This window comes from Longimicrobiales bacterium (genome assembly GCA_028823235.1).
In the GTDB taxonomy this organism is placed as follows: Bacteria; Gemmatimonadota; Gemmatimonadetes; order Longimicrobiales; family Gaopeijiaceae; genus UBA2589.
In genome coordinates this window covers 90105-112257 of record JAPKBW010000004.1, presented here as the reverse complement: position 1 = coordinate 112257, position 22153 = coordinate 90105, and the positions used below count along the sequence as shown (strand labels likewise).

At 61.9% G+C, this 22153-nt stretch carries 23 protein-coding genes and 1 pseudogene; all 24 read left to right on the top strand.

What is annotated here, in order from left to right:
• Positions 1 to 200 precede the first annotated feature (200 nt).
• Positions 201 to 1697: an acetyl-CoA carboxylase biotin carboxylase subunit gene (locus OSA81_03365; protein MDE0898032.1), complete on the top strand. Its 1497-nt coding sequence runs from the start codon at positions 201 to 203 to the stop codon at positions 1695 to 1697.
• A 2-nt stretch (positions 1698 to 1699) separates the two neighbouring features.
• Positions 1700 to 2998: a TRAM domain-containing protein gene (locus tag OSA81_03360; GenBank protein MDE0898031.1), complete on the top strand. Its 1299-nt coding sequence runs from the start codon at positions 1700 to 1702 to the stop codon at positions 2996 to 2998.
• A 296-nt stretch (positions 2999 to 3294) separates the two neighbouring features.
• Positions 3295 to 3519 (top strand): annotated as a pseudogene (locus OSA81_03355) (2-oxoglutarate decarboxylase).
• On the top strand, positions 3519 to 5054 hold the full coding sequence (locus tag OSA81_03350; protein ID MDE0898030.1) for a methylmalonyl-CoA mutase family protein: 1536 nt from the start codon (positions 3519 to 3521) through the stop codon (positions 5052 to 5054). Before OSA81_03355 ends, OSA81_03350 begins: the two are co-directional and overlap by 1 nt.
• A gap of 87 nt (positions 5055 to 5141) precedes the next feature.
• Positions 5142 to 5453: a zinc ribbon domain-containing protein gene (locus OSA81_03345; GenBank protein MDE0898029.1), complete on the top strand. Its 312-nt coding sequence runs from the start codon at positions 5142 to 5144 to the stop codon at positions 5451 to 5453.
• A gap of 2 nt (positions 5454 to 5455) precedes the next feature.
• Positions 5456 to 7141, top strand: a complete 1686-nt coding sequence (gene argS, locus OSA81_03340) for an arginine--tRNA ligase (GenBank protein MDE0898028.1) — start codon at positions 5456 to 5458, stop codon at positions 7139 to 7141.
• Complete coding sequence (locus OSA81_03335; GenBank protein MDE0898027.1) at positions 7142 to 8071, top strand: PfkB family carbohydrate kinase; 930 nt, start codon at positions 7142 to 7144, stop codon at positions 8069 to 8071. It abuts the gene before it with no gap.
• A complete protein-coding gene (gene purM, locus OSA81_03330) occupies positions 8064 to 9092 on the top strand; it encodes a phosphoribosylformylglycinamidine cyclo-ligase (GenBank protein ID MDE0898026.1) in 1029 nt (342 codons plus the stop codon). The genes OSA81_03335 and purM overlap by 8 nt, the downstream gene beginning before the upstream one ends.
• Positions 9089 to 10036 (top strand): hypothetical protein, encoded by a 948-nt coding sequence (locus OSA81_03325; GenBank protein MDE0898025.1) that lies wholly within the window; start codon positions 9089 to 9091, stop codon positions 10034 to 10036. The genes purM and OSA81_03325 overlap by 4 nt, the downstream gene beginning before the upstream one ends.
• A 16-nt stretch (positions 10037 to 10052) precedes the next feature.
• Positions 10053 to 11174, top strand: a complete 1122-nt coding sequence (ribD, locus tag OSA81_03320; GenBank protein ID MDE0898024.1) for a bifunctional diaminohydroxyphosphoribosylaminopyrimidine deaminase/5-amino-6-(5-phosphoribosylamino)uracil reductase RibD — start codon at positions 10053 to 10055, stop codon at positions 11172 to 11174.
• A complete protein-coding gene (locus OSA81_03315; GenBank protein ID MDE0898023.1) occupies positions 11174 to 11773 on the top strand; it encodes a riboflavin synthase in 600 nt (199 codons plus the stop codon). The genes ribD and OSA81_03315 overlap by 1 nt, the downstream gene beginning before the upstream one ends.
• 10 nt (positions 11774 to 11783) lie before the next feature.
• A complete protein-coding gene (locus tag OSA81_03310; GenBank protein ID MDE0898022.1) occupies positions 11784 to 12983 on the top strand; it encodes a bifunctional 3,4-dihydroxy-2-butanone-4-phosphate synthase/GTP cyclohydrolase II in 1200 nt (399 codons plus the stop codon).
• Positions 12980 to 13477 (top strand): 6,7-dimethyl-8-ribityllumazine synthase, encoded by a 498-nt coding sequence (gene ribH, locus OSA81_03305; protein MDE0898021.1) that lies wholly within the window; start codon positions 12980 to 12982, stop codon positions 13475 to 13477. Before OSA81_03310 ends, ribH begins: the two co-directional genes overlap by 4 nt.
• Complete coding sequence (nusB, locus tag OSA81_03300) at positions 13474 to 13941, top strand: transcription antitermination factor NusB (protein ID MDE0898020.1); 468 nt, start codon at positions 13474 to 13476, stop codon at positions 13939 to 13941. The genes ribH and nusB overlap by 4 nt, the downstream gene beginning before the upstream one ends.
• A complete protein-coding gene (locus tag OSA81_03295; GenBank protein MDE0898019.1) occupies positions 13938 to 15092 on the top strand; it encodes a glycosyltransferase family 4 protein in 1155 nt (384 codons plus the stop codon). Before nusB ends, OSA81_03295 begins: the two co-directional genes overlap by 4 nt.
• Before the next feature lie 46 nt (positions 15093 to 15138).
• Positions 15139 to 15465, top strand: coding sequence for an HPF/RaiA family ribosome-associated protein (locus OSA81_03290; protein MDE0898018.1), 327 nt, complete (start codon positions 15139 to 15141; stop codon positions 15463 to 15465).
• 28 nt (positions 15466 to 15493) lie between these two features.
• Positions 15494 to 16438: an HPr(Ser) kinase/phosphatase gene (gene hprK / locus OSA81_03285; protein ID MDE0898017.1), complete on the top strand. Its 945-nt coding sequence runs from the start codon at positions 15494 to 15496 to the stop codon at positions 16436 to 16438.
• Entirely contained in the window at positions 16431 to 16820 is a 390-nt protein-coding gene (locus tag OSA81_03280) for a hypothetical protein (protein ID MDE0898016.1), read from the top strand. Before hprK ends, OSA81_03280 begins: the two co-directional genes overlap by 8 nt.
• An 8-nt stretch (positions 16821 to 16828) precedes the next feature.
• Positions 16829 to 17308, top strand: a complete 480-nt coding sequence (locus OSA81_03275) for a PTS sugar transporter subunit IIB (protein ID MDE0898015.1) — start codon at positions 16829 to 16831, stop codon at positions 17306 to 17308.
• An 8-nt stretch (positions 17309 to 17316) separates the two neighbouring features.
• Positions 17317 to 17982, top strand: a complete 666-nt coding sequence (locus OSA81_03270; GenBank protein ID MDE0898014.1) for a PTS sugar transporter subunit IIC — start codon at positions 17317 to 17319, stop codon at positions 17980 to 17982.
• Positions 17979 to 18731, top strand: a complete 753-nt coding sequence (locus tag OSA81_03265; GenBank protein ID MDE0898013.1) for a PTS system mannose/fructose/sorbose family transporter subunit IID — start codon at positions 17979 to 17981, stop codon at positions 18729 to 18731. The genes OSA81_03270 and OSA81_03265 overlap by 4 nt, the downstream gene beginning before the upstream one ends.
• On the top strand, positions 18728 to 19012 hold the full coding sequence (locus OSA81_03260) for an HPr family phosphocarrier protein (protein MDE0898012.1): 285 nt from the start codon (positions 18728 to 18730) through the stop codon (positions 19010 to 19012). The genes OSA81_03265 and OSA81_03260 overlap by 4 nt, the downstream gene beginning before the upstream one ends.
• Positions 19009 to 20805 carry a phosphoenolpyruvate--protein phosphotransferase gene (gene ptsP / locus OSA81_03255; protein MDE0898011.1) on the top strand — a complete coding sequence of 599 codons (1797 nt, stop codon included), beginning with the start codon at positions 19009 to 19011 and terminating at the stop codon, positions 20803 to 20805. The genes OSA81_03260 and ptsP overlap by 4 nt, the downstream gene beginning before the upstream one ends.
• A gap of 140 nt (positions 20806 to 20945) precedes the next feature.
• Complete coding sequence (gene metK / locus OSA81_03250; GenBank protein MDE0898010.1) at positions 20946 to 22124, top strand: methionine adenosyltransferase; 1179 nt, start codon at positions 20946 to 20948, stop codon at positions 22122 to 22124.
• Positions 22125 to 22153: the final 29 nt, after the last annotated feature.

Genomic DNA, 22153 nt, shown 5'->3' with positions numbered 1-22153 from the left:
GGGACGAAGAAGACATCAATTCCGATATTATCTGCAGCGGCGAAGGGACTGTCGTAACAGGGGCGGCATGGTACTAGGACGCGTGTGGCACTCTCTGCGCGCAGACCGGGCGACCGCCTACCTGTTTTCTGACGTGGGCTGATAACTTCAGGGGCTTCAGTACCTCCCCCTGATCGCATCCCTCTGATCCCGGCCACGTCTTGATCGGCTCCGTCCTTATCGCAAATCGCGGCGAAATCGCCGTCCGAATCGCCCGAGGTGCCCGCGAATGTGGGATCCGGACAATCGCCGTGTATTCCGAGGCCGACCGACTGGCCGCGCATGTGCTTGAGGCCGATGAGGCCTACTGCATTGGCCCCGCGCCATCCGCGGAGAGCTATCTGCGGGGCGACGCGATCATTGAGCTCGCCTTGGCCAAAGGGGTAGAGGCGATCCATCCCGGGTACGGATTCCTTGCCGAGAGGGCCGATTTCGCGGCCGCGGTCGAGGCCGCCGGTCTGATCTTCATCGGACCGACCTCCGAGACGATCGCAGCGATGGGGGACAAGACTGAAGCGCGTCGCCGCATGGCTGCGGCCGGGGTTCCGATCGTGCCTGGCCTCACGGATGCCGTGGCGGGCCCCGACGAGGCGGCCGAAGCTGCCGATATCATCGGGTATCCGGTTCTTTTGAAAGCTTCGGCTGGCGGGGGCGGGAAGGGCATGCGGGTCGTCGAGGCGCCTGACGACCTGAAACGGGCATTCGAGGCTGCGTCGCGCGAGGCACTCGCGGCGTTCGGTGATGGCAGCGTGTACCTGGAACGGTACCTCGCGCGACCGAGGCACATCGAGATCCAAGTACTCGGCGACGCACATGGCAATCTGGTACACTTGGGCGAACGTGAGTGCTCCATTCAACGACGGCATCAGAAGCTCATTGAGGAGGCTCCGTCGCCGGTGCTGTCGGAGGAGGACCGCGCTCGAATGGGTGAAACCGCAGTTCGGGCCGCGCAGGCGGTGGACTACCGGGGCGCCGGGACCATCGAGTTCCTCTATGAGAACGGTGAATTTTTCTTCCTCGAGATGAACACGCGCCTTCAGGTCGAGCACACCGTGACCGAACTTGTGACGGGGCTGGACCTTGTGGAGTGGCAGTTCCGGGTCGCCTCGGGGGAGAAGCTGGCCTTCGCCCAAGCGGACGTTCGGCTCAGCGGACACGCGATCGAGTGCCGAATCACATCGGAGGACCACATCGGCGGCTTTCTCCCCTCGACCGGGACAGTCACGCACCTCGAGGTGCCGACTGGGCCGGGTGTAAGGTGGGATGGAAGCGTGCTCGAAGGTGGAGAGGTCTCGCTATATTACGACCCTCTTCTGGCAAAGTTGATCGTATCAGCGCCCACCCGCAGCGGGGCGATCGACCGCATGGCGCGAGCCCTGGACGAGCTCGTCATTGCGGGTGTTGAGACCTGCGCACCGTTCCATCGCCGCGTCATGGACGAGGCCGATTTCCGATCAGGGGATTTCACTATCCGATACCTCGAAGAACACCCAGACCTGCTCGAACCCGACTGTCCGGAGGATCAAATGGTCCCTGCGGCCATCGCGGCCGCGATGCTCGAAGACGAGCACCGTCGGCGTCGAGCACCTCGAATGAGAATGAACAGTGGATCACCGATGTCCGCGTGGCGCAGGACCGGTAGCGTAGGGGGAGACTGATAGTGAGCGAGAATCCAGAGGTCCGTGTCAGAGCGCTCGGGTCAGGCGGCGGTGGCGTTGCTGACCTGCCTGATGGCCGCGTCGTGTTCATCCAGAGAACTGCTCCGGGAGATCTGGTTCGAATCCAGATTGAGAAGAGTAAGCCCCGTTGGGCGACCGGTTCGGTCGAAGCGCTGCTCGAGCCAGGGCCGGACCGCATCGAGGCCTCGTGTCCGTTGTACTCGGAGTGCGGCGGCTGTCAGCTGCAGCACATTCCGTACGCGCGGCAAATTGAATGGAAGGGGCGATTCATAGCGGACGCCCTTGGGCGCATCGGTGGTCTCGAAGGAATTGAGCCGCCGGAGGTCGTTCCGTCCCCGAGCAAGGAGCGGTATCGGAGCCGTGTCACCTACACTCTTCGGCGGCTGAGAGGGGGCCGTGTCGTTGCGGGATTCCATGCCCTTGGAAAGCCGGCTCACGTCATTGAGGTAGGTCGAGAATGCCTGCTGCCACTCGATGAACTGACAAACGTGTGGGAGGCACTGCGGGAAAGCTGGGGGCCCGGTGCTCGACATCTCCCGGAGGCCGGTCGGCTTCGGCTGACGCTTCGCCTCGGAGACGATGGAGTGGAACTCGTAGTGCAGGGTGGTGCCAGGGGCTGGACAGGTCGGGCTCTGGTCGAGCGGGTCCCGGCGATTGTTGCCGTGTGGCACGAGGCGGCCGGCACGGAGAAGGGTCCGTCACTCGTGCTGGGTACGCCTGGTGCTCGCGGAGGTACGTCGTTCGAGCAGGTGAACCGGGATGCCGCGGTCGCGCTTCGTGACTACGTGCTGGAGGTCGTCGGAGCTCCCTCTCACCTGCTCGCCGAAGAGGGTGCTGACAAGGACGAATCAGCTGTGGAGCTCGTCGACGCGTACTGCGGGAATGGGACGTATGGGCGGGCACTGGCCTCCCGCGGCTGGTCTGTGGTCGGGATCGAGTTGGACGCGTCGGCGGTGGAATTGGCAGAGAACGACGCGCCCGAGGGTTTTTCCGTCGTGCGTGGCTCCGTTGAGATGCTGTTGCCAGACACTTTGCCGGCCGATGTGCTGTTGGTGAACCCGCCTCGCGGAGGACTCGATGCGAGTGTGCCACCCTTGATCCTGAACAATCCACCCGAGCGGATTGTGTACGTCAGCTGTGATGCGGGCACGCTTTCTCGCGACCTGCGCGCTCTAGAGTCTCGGTACGAGGTCGAGAGCGTGAAAGCATTTGACCTGTTCCCGCAGACGGCGCATGTGGAAACACTGGTCGCGCTGAGGCGGGTGGAGGACGGGGCGTGATCTACCACGTAGCTGTGGGTGACCGAACCCACGTGGTCGAGCTCAATGGCCCGAAGGTCTTGGTCGACGGGCTGCCATGTGCCGTGGACTTCGCCCACCTCGAGGGTGGTCCGATTCGCTCCCTGATCGTGGATGGTGTCTCGCATCGCATCTCGGCCCGACGGACCGGTCCCGAGACCTGGGATCTGCACTTACGGGGACGGAAAATTCGGGCCGAAGCCGTCGATGAACGCACGCGAGCGATCCGGGACATGACAGGTGCCGGGAGCGGCTCTGTGGGCCCATGCCCGATTGTTGCGCCGATGCCCGGGATGGTCATGCGGATCGAGGTATCCGAGGGAGATACGATTCGAGCCGGTCAGGGCGTCGTGATCGTCGAGGCCATGAAGATGGAGAACGAACTCACAGCTGAAGCTGACGCCATTGTGACGAAGGTGATGGTGGCGGAAGGACAGGCGGTTGAGAAAGATCAGCTTCTCGTGGACCTCGCGCCGATCGAGGCTGAGGAGAATACAGACTGATGTCTGATCAGATCAAGCGGACCGATTCGGGGATCCAAGTGGATCGCTCTTACGGGAATGAGGAAAAATCCGGCGCGTTTCCTTACACACGGGGCGTGTACGAGGACATGTATAGGGGGCGCGTCTGGACGATGCGGCAGTACGCTGGCTTCGGGACGGCTGAAGAGACGAATGAGCGTTTTCGGTATCTGCTCGATCAAGGCCAGACCGGACTCTCCGTCGCGTTCGACCTGCCTACACAGATGGGATACGACTCGGATGCCTCCATGGCAGCCGGTGAGGTCGGTCGAGTCGGGGTAGCGATCGACTCACTTGATGACATGCGACGACTCCTCGCCGGGATCCCGCTTGGCGAAGTGTCGACATCGATGACGATCAACTCAACAGCGGGCATCCTGCTGGCCTTTTACGTCGCGCTCGGTGACGAACAAGGAGTCGATCGCTCGGCGTTGAGTGGGACGATTCAAAACGACGTACTCAAGGAGTACATCGCTCGCGGTACCTACATCTATCCCGTGGACCAGAGCCTTCGTTTCATCACTGACATCATGGATTTCTGTGCCCACGAGGTACCGAAGTGGAATACGATCTCCATCTCGGGATACCATATCCGTGAGGCCGGGTCCACGGCACCGCAGGAGATCGCCTTCACGTTCGCAAACGGACTGGAATATGTGAAGCGAGCACTCGACGCAGGCCTCGAGTTGGAGTCCTTTGCGCCTCGCCTGTCGTTCTTCTTCGCGGCCCACAATGATTTGCTTGAAGAGGTCGCGAAGTTCCGGGCGGCACGTCGTTTGTGGGCCAGGCTTCTCCGTGAGCGTTACGGAGCCTCTGATCACGCCTGTCGTCTGCGGTTCCACACACAAACGGGAGGGTCGACGCTCACTGCTCAGCAACCGCTCAACAATGTGATTCGAGTCGCGGTGCAGGCCTTGGCGGCGACACTCGGCGGCACGCAGTCGCTTCACACAAATGGCTACGACGAGGCCTTGGCCCTCCCGACCGAAGAGTCTGCGAAGCTGGCACTCCGTACCCAACAGATTCTGGCGTCGGAGTCTGGGGTGACCCGGACCGCAGACCCATTGGGTGGCTCGCACTATGTGGAGGCGCTGACGGATGAGGTCGAGCGCCTCGCCGTGGAATACCTCGAGCGCATCGATGAGATGGGCGGAGCCGCTCAGGCCATCGAGTACATGCAGGAAGAAATTCATCAGGCGGCGTATCGATTCCAGATGGAGATCGAGTCGGGAGCCCGGCCGGTCGTCGGCGTGAATGTCCATGCCGAAGACGAAAGGTCTCCCCGAATCGGTCAACCCGATTACTCCACGCTCGAGGCCGGTCAGGTCGCTCAACTCAGCTCGTTTCGTGAGGCACGCGACGACGGTGCGGTGCGCTCAGAGGTCGATGCGGTTCGCCAGTTGGCCGCATCGGATGGGAACCTCATGCCCGCGCTCGTCGGCGCCGTGAAGAAGGGTGCGACGCTCGGTGAGATCAGTGATGCACTGCGCGAGGAATGGGGCACATGGGACGGGTAGCAACCGCTCGCTCTCAGGGTTAATTTTTTGGGTTTCCAAGTCGCCCCATCGGAGCGGTTTCCGCGTCCGACCAACCGTCCGCCTTCCATGCCGACGTACGACTACGAGTGCCAGAAGGGCCATCGCTTCGAGATCTTTCAGAAGATGTCGGATGACCCCGTAACCGAGTGCCCTGACTGTGGCGCGGCCGCCCAGCGTAAGATCTCTGGTGGGGCTGGGTTTCTCTTCAAGGGTGACGGCTTTTACATCACAGAGACCCGCTCCGACGAGTACAAGAAGAAGGCCTCGGCTGACAAGGGCGAATCGTCTTCCGAGGCGGCGCCCAAGGAGCCGAGCACGAAGGCCGAATCCAGCGGATCTTCCGACAAGGGTGGATCCTCCGGCTCGTCGGACTCCTGACGATGTCGAACGAATCGATTCAGTACGCACTTTCCGCAGTTCTCGCCGAGATGGGCGCAGGGGACGCGGAGGTGAAACTGGAGCGGCCCCGGGACCCAGCGCATGGGGACGTTGCCACCAATGTGGCCATGACACTTGCCCGCGTGCTCAAGCGTGCTCCCCGCAACATCGCCGAAGAGATTGTGTCGCGACTTGATCTCGAATCAGCGGGTCTGGAATCTGTTGAGATTGCCGGACCGGGCTTCCTCAATTTCAGGCTTGCCTCGGCTGCGGTCGGATCCGTCGTTGAGGACATTCTCTCGGCGGACGCAGCGTGGGGACGCAACGATACCGGGGCAAGACAGTCCGTGATGGTCGAGTTCGTTTCAGCGAACCCGACCGGCCCGCTGCATGTCGGCCACGGTCGCCAAGCCGCACTCGGGGACGCGATTGCCTCACTCCTCGAATGGACCGGATGGGCTGTCCATCGAGAGTACTATTACAACGACAGCGGTCGTCAGATAGAGTTACTGGCTCTGAGTGTTCGGGCACGCTATCGGCAGGGACTCGGAGCGGATGATTCCGTCCCCGATGCCGGATATCGCGGGGACTACATCAGGGACGTAGGCGAGAGCTTCGCGGCCGAAGTCGGGGACCGTTTTCTGGCGGACGACTCTGAGGAAGCTCTCGGGGAAGTTCAGCGTCACGCCGTTCGCGTCCTTCGAGCCGAGCAGGACGCAGACCTTGAGGATTTCCGGGTGCATTTCGACGAGTACTTCCTCGAGAGTTCGCTCTACGATGACGGATTCGTTGACTCGACGATTCAGGAACTTCGACACGCCGACCTCGTGTACGAAAAGGACGGAGCGACATGGCTCGAATCGACCAGGTTCGGAGACCAGAAGGACCGCGTCATGGTCCGGAGTAATGGGCTGCCCACGTACTTCGTGCCCGACGTGGCGTACCACATGAGCAAGTGGAATCGCGGCTTCAAGCGGGTGGTCAACGTACAGGGGTCCGACCACCACGGAACGGTCGACCGGGTCCGTGCTGGCCTCCAGGCACTAGGACTTCCCGCCGGGTACCCCGAGTACGTGCTTCACCAGATGGTGCGGGTCATACGGGACGGGGAAGAGGTGAAGTTCTCGAAGCGCGCAGGTTCGGGCATGACGCTTCGAGAGCTGTACGACCAGGTCGGTGTGGATGTCGCACGATACTTCTTCCAGATGAGGAAGCCCGACGGACATCTCCTGTTCGACTTGGACGTGGCCCTCGACCAGTCTGACAAGAACCCCGTCTACAAGATCCAGTACGCTCATGCGCGCATGTGTTCGATCTTCCGGAAGGCGGAGGAGGAGGTTGGCGCGGACGTATCTTCGCCCGACGTGTCTCTTCTCAGCAACGAGGTGGAGCGCGAGCTGGTCAAACAGCTGGGGGACTTCCCCGGCGTGGTAGCCCGCGCAGCTGAACAGACGTCGCCGCACATCGTGTGCGACTACCTTGAGCAGACCGCGAGCGTCGCGAATTCGTGGTACCACGCGGGCAACCCCAGTCGCAATCCAGAACTTGCGGTCCTAACTGTAAATCCCGCGCTACGGGGCGCTCGGCTGGCCCTGGCACGTGCTGTGCAAATCGTTCTACGGAACGGACTCGAACTCCTAGCTATCGAAGCTCCCGTGCGCATGGTGCGGGACGAACAAGGCGAATAGATGTCGATTCTCTGTGTGGGCAGCGTTGCACTCGACTCGGTCGAGACTCCGTTCGGGAAGGCTGAGCGTGTGCTCGGTGGTTCTGCCGTGTATTTCTCGGCCGCCGCGACACTGTTTCATCCTGTGCAGGTCGTCGGAGTCGTTGGTGACGACTACCCAATGGCGGATCTGGACTTTCTCGCGAGCCGTGGCGCGGACCTCTCGGGCATCGAGAAGGCGAAGGGTGACAGCTTCTTCTGGGCCGGGCGCTACCACAACGATGTGAATTCTCGGGACACGCTCGACACACAGCTCGGAGTATTCGCCGACTTCCAGCCCAAAATCCCCGACTCTTTCCGTGACGCACGGTTCGTATTTCTGGGAAATATCGACCCCTCGCTCCAGCACGATGTCCTGGATCAGGTGGCGGCACCTGAGGTCGTTGCCTGCGACACGATGAATTTCTGGATCGATGGCGCTCGCGAGCGACTTCTCGATCTCCTGCCTCGTGTCCGGATCCTGATGGTGAACGACGAGGAAGTTCGTCAGCTTGCGGACGAGCCGAATCTGCTCAAGGCGGCGCGTTGGGTTCAGGAGCGCGGCCCCGAGATCGTGATTGTGAAGAAGGGTGAGCACGGAGCCATTTTGTTCGCTGACGACTGGCTGTTTTATGTGCCCGGATACCCGCTCGAGGAGGTGTTCGATCCTACTGGCGCGGGCGATTCGTTCGCGGGTGGCTTCATGGGACACCTCGCACGCTCAGGCTCGCTGTCACCCGACAACCTCCGCCGGGCCATGGTCTTCGGGTCAGCGCTCGGATCGTTCGCCTGCGAGAAGTTCAGCGTTGAAATGCTCCGGGACCTCGAAGAGACCTCCGTGCTCGCCAGGGTCGAAGAATTTCGAAAGATCACAGCGTTCGAAACCCATGTGAGGGTAGCGGACCATGTCTGATGGACTGAGTTACGCGGATGCCGGTGTAGACCTTGATGCGGCAGAGCGGACGAAAGAAGGTCTGAAGGAACTCGTCGCGTCGACCCGTGACCGCTTCACGCTCTCGGAACTCGGCCAGTTCGGGGGCCTGTACCAGGTGCCGGACGACATCAATCAGCCGGTGCTTGTGTCCAGCGCAGACGGCGTAGGCACGAAGTTGAAACTCGCCTTTGCGACGGGCCGCCACGACACCGTGGGGCAGTGCCTCGTGAATCACTGCGTCAACGACATCTTGGTGCAGGGCGCGAAGCCCATGTTCTTCCTTGACTACCTCGCGACCGGTGAGATGGACGAGGTTGTCGTACAGGACGTTGTACGAGGCGTGGCGATTGCGTGTCGAGAGAATGCCTGCGCACTGCTCGGTGGCGAAACCGCGCAGATGCCCGACTTCTACGCGGCAGACGAGTATGACCTGGCGGGCTTCATCGTGGGTTCGGTCGAACGTGACCAGATCATCGATGGTTCCGCCATTCGGGCTGGAGATGCCCTGATCGGCCTCGCTTCGACGGGCTTGCATACGAACGGCTACACGTTGGCTCGCAAGATCGTGTTCGAGGTCATGGGACTAGGCATCGAAGACGAAATGCCCGGCACGGGTCACGCTGTAGGTGACGAACTTCTGGCCGTGCACCGGAGCTACCTGACGGCGCTTCGCGGTCCCCTGGCGGATGGTGTCGTGCGGGGCCTCGCGCATGTCACCGGGGGAGGCGTCCCCGGTAACCTGCCGCGCGTTTTGCCTAACGGGATCGGTGCGTCTGTGGACAGGGCAGGTTGGGAAGTCCCGGCCGTGTACCAGACGATGCAGGCCGCGGGCGGTGTCGCGCGGGAAGAGATGGACCGTGTGTTCAACATGGGCGTCGGCATGATCGTCGCAGTCGACTCGTCCGATGTCAGCGTCATCTTGGACGCTGCGGCCGATTGCGGTGTCGAGGCGTGGATGATCGGGTCGACGGTGGAGGGTGAAGGGGTCACCTACCTGTGACGCTCCGAGGAGTCTTGGCGGTCGCGGTGGTGGCGATGGCCGCCTCGTCGCTGGGGGCTCAGACACCTTCTGCGCTTGCGTCGGAATGCGTCCGCACTGGAGGACCTGCAACACTTTGTCTCGGTGGAGCAGTCTCTACGCAGGCGGTGCTCGGACATGTCGGGCTGGCGACAGGGCTCGGCTCTGAGGTGACCGGAACGGCGTCCAATCTTGGCACCAGGGTGGGTGGCGGTCCTCGGATCGCCTTCACGCTCAGGGCAGGAATCGTTGATGCCGGTATGATCGACCTTGCCGACGTGGCTGGGACAGCCGAGAAAGGCTTCAGGGCTTCAGCGCTTCACGCAGGCGTCACGCTGGGGCTCTTCGATGGATTCCGACTGATGCCCACCGTCGGGGGCTTTCTGGCGACGGATGTATTCGGAGGTGGAAGCATTGTGCTGCTGCCTAGCGAAGCGGGGTTCGTCGGCAACGCCAAGTCCTACGGGGTCGGTGTTCGAGTTGGGATCTTTCGCGAAGGCTTCTCCATTCCTGGACTCTCCGTGTCATGGGCGCGTCGGTTCTCCGGCGCGATCGAGGTCGGCGAGCCCGGGGTCTCCCCGTCGGCGTTCGAGGTGGAGCCGTCGATCACCTCGATTCGTGCCACGATCGGAAAGGATATCCATGCGGTCGAACTGCTTGCTGGCATGGGATGGGAGGAGTACATCGGGACGAGCATCCTGGAAGTGAACGATGGCTTTGGTGGGCGAGGTTCGGCACTCGGGGACATGAGCGGTAGCAGGCGCCTGTACTTCGGAAGTGCTGCGATGACGTTCAGCATTCTGCTCATGCTTTCCCTCGAGGGTGGGTGGGCAGAGGGCTTTGAGGCGATCCCGGGCTATTCGGGTGAGTATGATCCAGCCGGTGGCGCGGCGTTTGGATCCGCGTCCATTCGCCTGACGCTTTGACCAATACGAGGCAATAATGATCCCGGACACGGCGCTGAGCCTCGAGGACCTGGCCCACCTCTCCCGATCGGTAGAAATCGGTCGCCAGGGATGGGGACGGGTTTCCCCAAATCCCATGGTCGGATGCGTTCTAGTTCGGGCGGGTGAAGTGATCGCCGAAGGACATCATGAGGTGTATGGCGGGCCGCATGCCGAAGTCGTGGCGCTCGAACGAGCGCTTTTGACCGCCGATGGCAGCACTGCCTACGTAAGCCTGGAGCCGTGCAATCACCATGGAAGAACGCCGCCGTGCAGCCAGGCGCTGATCGACGCGGGAGTGAAGAGAGTGGTTTACGCGGCTTCTGATCCCGGTGAGAAGTCAGGTGGCGGGGCAGTCGCCCTCCAGAAAGCCGGACTTAGCGTCATCGGACCCGTGGGAAGTATGGCCGAGGCACGAGCGGAGAATCCGGCATTCTTCCATGCTGCACGCCATTCGACCCCTTTCGTCGCGCTCAAACTCGCTATGAGCCTCGACGGGATGATCGCCGCTGCCCCGGGCGTTGCGACCCGGATCACTGGCACGGATGCCGAGCGAGAGGTCCATCGACTACGGACGGGCTTTGACGCGGTCCTTGTGGGTGCGGGTACCGTACGAGCAGACGACCCACGGCTCACCGTCCGACTCGTTCCGCCGGGAAGCACCGCGCCGAGGCGTCTCGTGCTCCTTCCCGATGCAAATCTTCCGGCGGACGCGGGATTGCTGCAAGAAGTTGAGGACGCGCCGGTCCATGTGTTCTGTGGCGTCGATGCCTCCGAGGTCGCCATCGAGCGACTGGAAGCGGCCCGAGTTCATGTGCATCCGGTTCCCGCTGACGAAACTGGACTTCGCCTGGAATCTGTTCTTGCGGTCTGCCAAGAACTGGGCATCCAGTCCATCCTCTGCGAGGGCGGTAGCGCGCTGGGGGCGGCCCTTCTGCGGGAGAATCTGGTTGGGCGTCTCTATCTGTGGATCGCCCCTCATGTGATTGGGCAGAATGGACTACCGGCTTTCGCAGAGGGCCTCGAGCAACTGGATTGGAACGCGTACTCGCTGTCTGCTGAACCTGAGCTGTTCGGACCGGATACATTGCTTATCCTGGACCGAAAGGAGGACGGCTGATGTTCAGCGGGATTGTCGAAGCGATCGGTACGATCAGAAGCGTCGAAGACCGAGAGACGACCCGGCGCTTCCGGGTCGAGGTTCCAGCTTTTGCGAGTGAATTGTCCCTCGGTGATTCCGTGTCTGTGGACGGTGGGTGCCTGACGGTTACCTCGGTCGATGACGAAAGCTTCTCCGTCGACGTGATCGGCACGACCCTGGAGCGGACGATCACTGGCAGCTATGACGATGGGACACGGGTCAACCTTGAGCGTGCCCTTAAAATGGGCTCTCGGTTGGATGGCCATATCGTTCAGGGACATGTAGATGCAATCGGACACCTCACCGATCGCACGAAGCGGGGGGCGTTCTGGACCATGGACTTCTCGTTACCTTCCGCGGTCCATTCAGAGACGATTGATCACGGGTCGGTGACGCTCAACGGGGTTAGTCTGACCGTCAGTGAACTCCTTCCCGATTCGAGGGTTCGTATCGGGGTGATTCCTCACACGTTCGCGCATACGAACCTTGGGCTCCTCGAGCCCGGAGACGCCGTGAACGTCGAAGGTGATCTGATCGGAAAATACGTAGCCAGAATCCTCGCTCAGCGCGCGGAATGAGGTGTTTGATATGAAGTTAGACCGCGTCGAAGACGCCATTGAAGACATTCGTCGCGGCCGCATGGTGATCGTCGCTGACGACGAGGATCGTGAAAATGAGGGTGACCTCGTCATGGCCGCATCTGCGATGACGCCGGAGCGCGTCAACTTCATGCTTGAGTATGGACGTGGCCTGATCTGCGTGACGCTGACGCCCGAGCGGGCCGACGAGCTCGACTTGCCGCTGATGACGGATGACAACACCGACCCTCTTGGGACGGCGTTCACGGTTTCGGTCGATGGACACACACGCTTCGGCGTAACGACCGGGATCAGTGCCCAGGATCGCTCGAAGACCATCGAGCTCCTCGCGGACCCGATCACGGTCCCAACTGACCTTCGGCGCCCGGGACACATTTTCCCGCTCCGCGCCAAGGCAGGAGGCGTGCTCCGGCGGGTTGGCCAGACCGAGGCATCGGTCGACCTCGCGCGACTTGCGGGACTGGAGCCGGTAGGGGTCATCTGCGAGATCCTCGATTCCGACGGAAAGATGTCCCGCCGACCGCAACTCGAGGCGCTCGCGGAGGAGCACGACCTGAAGTTCATTACGGTTGCGCAGCTCGTGGCGTATCGCCTTACACGGACCCGACTGGTTGAGAGAATCGCGACAGCGAAAATGCCCACGGACTTCGGAGACTTCGACGTAATTGGATACCGCAGCGTTATGGACGGGCGGGAGCATGTCGCGCTCGTGAAGGGTGAAGTCGCCGGGAAGAGCAACGTGCTGGTGCGCATGCACTCCGAGTGCCTGACGGGTGACGTATTCAGTTCGATGCGTTGCGATTGCGGCGAGCAGCTTCAGGCTGCAATGAGGCAAGTCGAAGAAGAGGGCGTCGGCGCGATCGTGTACCTGCGGCAAGAGGGGCGAGGGATCGGTCTCGGTAACAAGCTCAAGGCGTACCATCTCCAGGATGAGGGCCTCGACACGGTGGAGGCCAATGAGAAGCTCGGCTTTGCCCCCGACCTTCGTGACTACGGGATTGGTGCGCAGATCTTGCTGGATCTAGAGTTGCACTCCATCCGGCTGCTCACGAACAACCCGAAGAAGATTGTCGGGCTCGATGGCTACGACATCGAGATCACCGGACAGGAGGCGCTAAAGGTCGAGCCTGGTGAACACAATGAGCGCTACCTCGAAACGAAGCGGGCCAAAATGGGACACCTCCTTTGAGTACAGAGGGCTCGCCGGTCGATGATCGAAGGGGCGTCGCTGGGGGAGAGGGCATGCGTGTTGTCGTCATCGCGTCTCGCTTCAACTCCGAGATTACCGAGCCTCTTCTCAGGGGGGCTCGAGAGGCTCTTATCGAACACGGGGTCCGGCCAGAAGACGTGACTGAGATTCGTGTTCCGGGGGCATGGGAACTTCCGCCGACGGCCGCGCAGGCCGTAGCGTCTCGGCGTTTCGATGCAGTAATCACGCTCGGGTGTGTTATCCGGGGTGAGACGCCCCATTTCGACTTCGTCTGTCAGGAAGCCAGTCGTGGCCTCGGTTCCGTGGCACGCGCGTCCAGTGTTCCTGTGGTGTTTGGCGTGCTTACGACGGACGACCTCGCTCAGGCCCAGGCTCGCGCAGGTGAAGGCAAAGACAACAAGGGATATGAAGCCGCTATGGCAGCTCTGGAGATGGTGCCTGTGTATCTGTCGCTACGTGGTGATCAGACATGATGGACTCCGAGAAGGCCGAGCAGCCCAAGCTCAGCCGCTCCGAGCGGATCGATCGTGCGCGGGGCCGCGCATGGGCTCTCCAGATTCACTACCGATGGGAGAGCGGTGGTAGCGAAACGTCTCTCCGAGACGCATTGGTCGAAACGACCGGAACCCGACGGATCGCTCCCAGAAGGCTGCCCTATATCCGTGGCCTGATGACCGTGTTGGATGAACACATGCCGGAACTCGACGGAGCTATCAGGAGGCATCTCGACAACTGGAGCTTGGAACGGCTCTCATCGATGGATCGCGCTGTCCTGAGGATCGGAGCGGCGGAGCTCCTTTACGGCGGAGACGTGCCGCCCAAGGTGGCGATTCAAGAGGCGATTCGACTGGCTGAGGCATATGGTGGCAACGAGTCCCCTGGCTTCGTGAACGGGGTACTCGACGCCCTGTACAAGGGACGCCCGGAGGGGGCGTGACCGCCGCCGAGGCGCAGGAAGGCAGACCTCTCCGCATTCTGGTCGTCAATTGGCTCGACCGGGAAAACCCGCAGGCGGGTGGGGCGGAGGAGCACTTGCACGAAATTTTCGGCCGGCTTGCCTCCAGGGGGCACGAGGTCACCGCGCTGGTGTCAGGCTGGTCGGAGTGTGACCCCCAGAGGCAGCTCGACGGCATCGAGATTCACCGCGCCGGCCATCGATACACATTTTCTATGGCAGGACCACGGTATTTCAAGGCCCATCTCGCTTCTCGGACCTTCGATGTCGTTGTCGAGGATCTGAACAAGGTCCCGCTCTTCACGGGCTGGTGGAGTCCGACTCCCGTCCTGCTCGTGGCTCATCACCTCTTCGGTACGACTGCTTTCCAGGCGGCGTCTGTTCCGGTTGCGTTGGCTACGTGGCTGCTAGAACGGCCGATACCCCATGTGTTCCGGGACACGCCCGCGGTGGCTGTGTCGGAGAGCACCAAGGATGACCTTGTCGCCAGGGGGCTGAACGCGGAGCAGATCGAGGTGATTCCGAATGGAATCGACCTGGATTGGTACACGCCCAGAGAGGACGTCGAGCGGGCTGTTCGGCCGACACTTCTCTTCCTTGGCCGTTTGAAAAAGTACAAGCGCGTGGACTTGGTGATAGAGGCTGTCGCCCGCCTCGCCGAGTCCGGAACCGACGTAGAGCTTGTGGTCGGGGGAAGTGGGGACCAGCTCGAGGAGCTCACGTCTCTGGTGGACGGCCTTGGGGTGTCGGATCGCGTTCGGTTTGCCGGGTTCGTTTCCGAGGAGGAAAAGCTGGAGCTTCTCCGTACGTCCTGGATCCACGTTCTCACTTCGCCCAAGGAAGGGTGGGGGATCTCCAACCTTGAGGCCGCCGCATGCGGGACACCGACGGTTGCGAGTGACTCCCCCGGGCTTCGCGAATCGGTGCGAGATGGAGAGACGGGTCGTCTGGTGCCACACGGGGACGTCGGCGCGCTCACGGCGGCGCTGACGGATTTGATCGCCAGCCCTGAGACGCGCAAGGAAATGGGAAGGGCAGCACGGCGTTTTGCCGAGGGGTTCTCTTGGGATGCCTCTGCTGAGGCCTTCGAAGGTGTACTCAACCGGGTGGTCGCTGACTCCCCCACTCGGTAAATTCCCATTGGAGTGCGATACCACAGGTCCCTCAAGGAGGTGTGACTTGAAGGTCACGATCACCGAAAGGCATTGTGAAGTCCCGCGCCGAGTTCTGGCACGAACCGCGAAAACGTTCGCAGCGCTCGACAAGTTCGACCAACGGGCCACCCATGCGGACGTCATATATACCGACGAGAAGCACACTCAGAAGGTCGAGGTCATCGTCCACGTAGATCGCGAGCCTCAGGTGGCTGCGCGAGGCGAGGGTGAGGGTTTCGGGAAGGCTCTCACTCAAGTGCTGGACAGGATGAAGCGGATTCTGAAAGATCAGCGCGAGAAGCGGGTTGATCATCAGGGGACGCCTCTCTCGGAAGGGCTCGCTACGGAGTGAACCGACCTAGCGCGGGAGAAATCGACGAGTGAGCGGTAAGACCATCTCCGTGCAGGAGATCCTGGACGCCAAGAAGGAGACTCTGGCTCTTGAGCACCTTAATCCTGAGGCTCCGCTAGATCGTCAGGCGGGCGACGCTGACATCACCTCGCCGGGCCTGGCGCTCGTCGGCTACACTGACCGCGTCCCGGAGGGCCGCATGTGGGTCTTCGGTGAGACGGAGATGACATACCTCGGGACGCTCGAGCCTGAAGCTGCCGGTACCGTACTGGACGGGTTGTTCGCGTTCTCCGTGCCGGCGGTCTTCGTTTCGAAAGGGCTAGACGTCCCTACCTACTTTCTGGAGGCTGCGACCCGTCACGGGGTGCCAGTCCTGAGGACGCCTCGAAGTACCAAGGCTTTGTACCGCTTCGCTAAGCCGTTTCTCGAGCTGTCCTTGGCGCCGTCGACTACTCTCCACGGTTCACTCGCCAGCGTGTACGGGGTTGGACTGTTATTTGTCGGCGAGAGTGGGGTCGGAAAGAGTGAATGTGTGCTCGATCTCGTCGAACGAGGCCATCGGTTGGTCGCCGACGACCTGGTGATGGTCAGTCGCCAGGGAAACGATGTCCTCATGGGGCGAGCGCACGAGCGCCAGGGGCACCACATGGAGATTCGAGGCGTCGGCATTATCGACATTTCGGCTCTCTTCGGCGTCCGCGCCACGCGGCAGCAGAAGCGAATCGAGGTCATCGTGAATCTCGAGCTGTGGGATCAAAATCGCTCGTACTCTCGCACGGGGCTGGAGGAAGATTTTCTCGAGGTACTGGAAGTACAGATACCTCGCGTGACGGTCCCGCTCAATCCGGGCAAAAACATCACGGTCATTTCCGAGGTCGTGGCCATGAACCACCTCCTGAAGTTCAGCGGCGTCCACTCCGCCCGAGCGTTCGACACGAAGCTCAAGCAGTACCTGGAGCAGGACTATGAGTAAGTCGGTGCGCGGAGTCGTATTGGCGCATGGCCCTATGGCGAGAGCCATGGTCGACGCGGTTCGCAAGATTGCTGGCGGTGCCGCGGACGGACTCCATCCTCTGTCGAATGATGGCAAGAACCCGGTCCAGCTTCGGGCCGACCTGGACCAGGCACTGGGCGACGGGCCAGTCATCCTGTTCGTCGATTTGCAGGCAGGAAGTTGTGGGGTGGCCGCTCTCTCTTCATGCCGAGGCAGCGTCCGACGAGTGGTCGTGTCCGGAGTGAATCTTCCTATGCTCCTCGACTTCGTATTCCATCGCGAACTCCCGATCGACGAATTGGCGGAGCGAGCGATCGACCATGGCCGCGAGGCGATTCGTCAATCCCTCGTCAAGCGATAAGAACAGGCGTGTCGATCGTTCTCCGCCGGATCGATGAACGCCTGATTCACGGCCAGGTAGTTATTGGCTGGGGTCACCAGCTCCGTCCTGACTGCTTTGTCCTCGTCGATGATGAACTCGCGGACAGCGACTGGGAAAAGCAGCTCTATGAACTGGCTGCTGGTGGGCCTGAGGTCATCTTTGCCAACGTCGACGATGCGCGTGACCGGCTCCCCGAATGGGGCACGTCTGACCGTCGCGTGATTCTGCTGACCCGTGACATCGGAACGATGCGACGCCTTGCCGAAGGGGGATTACTCTCGGGTGAAGAGGTCAACCTCGGCGGAATTCACCATGGCCCCGGCCGCAAAGAGCTGCTTCCCTATCTATATGTGACCCAAAAGGACCGCGAGAGCCTGCGCACGATCGCCGCAGAAGGGGTCGAATTGAGCGCTCGTGACCTTCCTGATGCCCATCGAGTCAGTCTTTCGACGCTGCTCAAGGACTGATCCAACGCATGCCACCAGATCTTCTTCGCCTCGGCCTACTCGGTGGACTCCTAGGTCTCGATGGTACTGCTGTGGGTCAGTTCATGATCTCAAGGCCCCTCGTCGTGGGGGCTGTAATGGGGTGGGCGGTCGGTGACATGGAACTGGGGATTGGGATCGGGGCGGTCCTCGAGCTTTATCTCCTGGTGTCGTTTCCAACGGGCGGAGCTCGTTTTCCAGAAGGGGCCACCGCCACCGCCGTGGCGGTAGCGGTGGCTGCGCCATTCTCGGGGGCTGGAGCAGTCCCGGTCGCGGTTGCCGTTGGGCTTGTCTGGGGTCAGATCGGGGGTGCTTCCGTGAATGCACAACGGCATTTCAATTCATGGCTGGTTCCCGAACCCGGGTCCAACACGGCTTCGGGCTTTCCGCCGGGTCTCTCTCACCTCATCGCTATCGCGGCGGACTTTCTCCGTGGTAGCGCGGTGACCATGACCGGTGTGCTCTCGGGACGCCTGCTTATCGGCTCTGTCGTAGATCGGTGGCCGCTGTCCTCGTCCGCATCGACCGGGCTTCTACTCGTCGGAGGAGCGGTGTCCGCAGGCATCCTTCTGCACGACCTCGGGGGATTTCGTCGTCGTCGCACTTTGTTCGCGGCAGGGATCACACTCGGAATCATAGGGGCGCGACTCCTGTGACTGGCAAGCTGCCGCGAACCACGGTGATCAGTATTTTCCTTCGATCTCTTCTGATCCAGGGCGCCTGGAACTATCACACGATGCTGGGCGCCGGCTTCGGCTTCTCGATGCTGCCCGGCCTGAGAAGACTGTTCCCGGACGACCCGGCGGCTGTAGAGGCGGCCCTGGACCGACACCTGGAGCACTTCAACGCACATCCCTACTTGGCGTCGGTTGCTCTGGGGGCATCTCTCCGTATGGAGAGCGAGAGAGAAGACGCCGAAACAATTCGCCGTTTCAAGATTGCCGTCCGCGGCCCGCTCGGCAGCCTGGGAGACGCTCTGGTCTGGGCTACCTGGTTGCCCGCTGTGTCTGTGAGCACCCTGGCCCTCTTCTGGATCGGCTTGCCCGGTTGGGCGGCGATCTGTCTCTTCCTCGTGGTGTACAATGTCGGCCATCTCTGGCTGCGGGCATGGGGGCTGCGGACTGGGCTTGAAGCAGGCCGAAACGTTGGTCGCCGACTGGCTGAGGCGGACCTGACGGGCCTCACCGCTCGACTGCAACCGCTGCTGGTCCTCGCTCTCGGGGGACTGGCAGGGGCTCTCATTGGAGGGCAGGGAGGGCTCGGCGAGTCGGGGGCGGGTTGGGTCGGCCTTGCAGCGTGTGGCTTCGGTGCAGGGGTGGTTGGTGGACACAGGACGTGGCGGCCCGCCGCGATTGCCACGGTATCCGCGATCGGTCTGATCGCCGCATGGGGAGTGTCCGGATGAATGAGACCAACGTGGAACGCACTGTCGAGATCGTGAATCACGCGGGTATGCACGCTCGTCCGGCTTCCGAACTGGTCAAGCTGGCCGGCACTTTCTCGTCAGAGGTACGACTCGAGAAGGACGGGCTCGAGGTGAACGGGAAGAGCATCATGGGGGTGCTCATGCTCGCGGCCGAAATGGGGAGTCAGCTCCGGATCTCGGCCGAAGGGGAGGACGCCGTCGACGCAGTAGGCGCGCTCGCGGCTCTGGTGGGGCGGGGCTTTGGGGAGGTGGAGGCGTGACGGTCTCGACCATTCTTGATGGCTCCCCCGCGTCGGAAGGTATGGCCGCGGGTCAGGTTTTCCAGCTGGAATGGGGCGTGCCGGTCGTGCCCCACCAGTCAATTGCAGATGCCGAAGTAGATCGGGAGATCGCGCGTTTCCAGGAGGTGCTCTCCTGGGCAGGCGAGCACCTCCATGAACTCAAGGCTCTCACGGAGGGCCGGCTGGGCCTTGTAGAAGCACGAATCTTCGACCCGCAGCTCCTCATGCTCGAGGACCCGGAGGTCCTAGACGGCACCCTTCGATACATCCGGGAGAACCGGCTGTCGGCGGAGCGGGCCTTCGAACTGCGCATGCTTGAGCTGCGCTCGATGTGGAATCGCACGTCGCATCCTATGGTGCTCGACCGGCTCAACGATCTTGAAGATTTCATGATCCGGATTCTTCACAGGCTCCTCGGAAAGAACGATCCGACCGATCTCGCCGAGCTGGGACAGAAGGTCATCATCGTGGCGAAGAATATGACGCCGAGTCTGACCATGCAGCTCGATCTGGACTACGTGGTGGGGATCGCGACGGATCAGGGCACACGCACCGCCCACTGGGTGATGCTCGCTCGATCACTTCAGGTCCCAGCGGTGGTGGGTCTCGGTACGATCTCCAGCACGACGGACGACGGTCAGCAGGCGATCCTGGACGGGCGCATTGGACGTGTGGTTGTGAATCCAGGCGAGCGCGAGCTCCGGAGCTTCGATGCCCGTCTGTCCCGTATTTCGGAGTGGGAGGAGGAGATCGCGATCGTGACCGCGCTCGAGCCGGTCACACGAGATGGCCAGCAGGTGGAGCTGCGGGTGAATCTTGATCTCCCGGGTGAGTCTGCGCAGGCGATTGCGCACGGAGCGCAGGGGGTGGGGCTCTTCCGCACCGAGTTCCTCGTCGTCGGGCGAAATACGATGCCGAGCGAAGAGGAGCAGTATGAGTCGTACCGGGCGGCCGCGGAGGCTTTCCCGCAGAGCGCTGTCTACATCCGGACGTTCGACCTCGGGGGCGACAAGTTCCCGATGTTCCTGCACATGCCCCAAGAGGAGAATCCCTTCCTCGGGTGGCGGGCGATTCGGGTCTGTCTCGACGAACCTGAGCTGTTTCGAACTCAGCTACGTGCCTTGTTGCGGTCGACGGCACACGGTGACGTCCGATTCATGGTGCCTCTCGTCAATGACGTGGAGGAGATTCGGCAGGTCCGGGCCCTTCTGGAGGAGGAGGCGGCCGGACTGGCTCGCGCGGGAATTCCTTACAATGCGGGATACAAGGTTGGCGTCATGATCGAGACGCCCGCGGCGGCTCTCGATGCCGCTGAGTTGGCGAGGTACAGCGACTTCTTTTCCATCGGTACCAACGACCTGGTTCAGTACACGCTGGCCGTCGATCGGACAAATACACGCCTCGCCAAGCTCTACAATCCCTTCCATCCTGCGGTGGTACGCCAGCTTCACCAAGTCGCCCGAGTGGGCAGGGCCGCCGGGATCGAGGTCAGTGTCTGTGGTGAGATGGCGGCGAATCCTCTGGGCGCCTTCCTTATGCTGGGTCTCGACATTATGGCTCTCTCGATGGCGTGGCCGTCGCTTCCTGAAATCAAGAAGGTCATTCGGGCTGTCCGGATCGAGGACGCCCGCACAGCGGCACGGAAGGCCCTTGCCGCGCCCACGAGCCGGGACGTCATCGACTGTCTGGTCGAGGGGATCGGGGGTGCTGTGGACCTCGAGGCATTCTCGGGGCGATGGAGCCTTTCACTCCCGGAACACGCGGGGGAATAGGCGGCCCAATGCACTTGGCGGTATCCGTTGTCAGTCGCCGGGCGTTTGTGTAGGGTTCTGGTTGATTTTGCCGATGGCAGGCCCTGTCATCGGCTCGCCTGTTGTTCCCTTTCTGCATTCTCCACGGAGTACCTGTGAGCTTGACGCTCTTTACTTCCGAGTCCGTGACCGAAGGCCATCCAGACAAGATGGCGGACCAGATTTCCGACGCGGTTCTCGACCACATGCTGGTTCAGGATCCAGCGTCACGGGTCGCGTGCGAAACACTCGTCACCACCGGCCTCGTGATGGTCGCTGGCGAAGTCACGACGACCGGGTACGTACACCTGCCCGATGTAATTCGTGGCACGCTGAAGCGCATTGGTTACACGAACGCGAACTTCGGCATCGACGGGTCGACGTGTGCAGTTCTCACCAGTCTGGACCAGCAGTCGCCCGACATCGCGATGGGTGTGGATACCGGCGGGGCTGGCGATCAGGGGATGATGTTCGGCTACGCGTCCGACGAAACGAACGAACTCATGCCGGCGACGATCCAATACGCGCACGCTCTCACCGAGCAGCTCGCTGCCGTGCGGAAGAGCGGCGAACTCCCCTGGGCGCGCCCGGACGGGAAGGCGCAGGTCACGATCGAGTTCGATGGCGATCGGCCCGTGCGCATTCACACCGTGGTCGTCAGCACACAGCACGATCCGGAGGTGCGCCAGGAGGATCTGGTCGCTGGCATCGTGGAGAAGGTTGTGCTGCCTGCGTTGCCGGTGGATCTATACGATCCGGATAACTGCACTCTGCATATCAACCCAACCGGCCGCTTCGTCATCGGTGGGCCTCACGGCGATGCCGGCCTCACGGGTCGGAAGATCATTGTCGATACCTATGGTGGCGTAGGCCGTCACGGCGGCGGTGCGTTCTCTGGAAAAGACGCGACCAAGGTCGACCGCTCGGCCGCTTACGCGTCGCGGTGGGCTGCCAAGAACGTCGTGGCTGCCGGTCTCGCTCGCCGGTGTGAGATTCAGTTGGCCTATGCAATCGGCGTCATCGAGCCGGTTTCAGTACATGTGCAGACGTTCGGCACGGGCGAGATCCCGGACGAAGACTTGTCGAAGGCTGTTTCAGACGTATTCGACTTTCGTCCGGCTCAAATTATCGAGACGCTCGGGCTGCGAAACGCGATCTACACAGCGACCGCTGCCTACGGGCACTTCGGCCGCACACCGGAGATGCGTGTGCCGACAGCAGGTGGTTCAGCTGAGGTTCAGTTCTTCCCGTGGGAACTGACGAACCGAACAGATGATCTTAAAACTGCCGTCGGAGGCTGATCGGAAGGACTCGGAGCCGGTCCGCACCG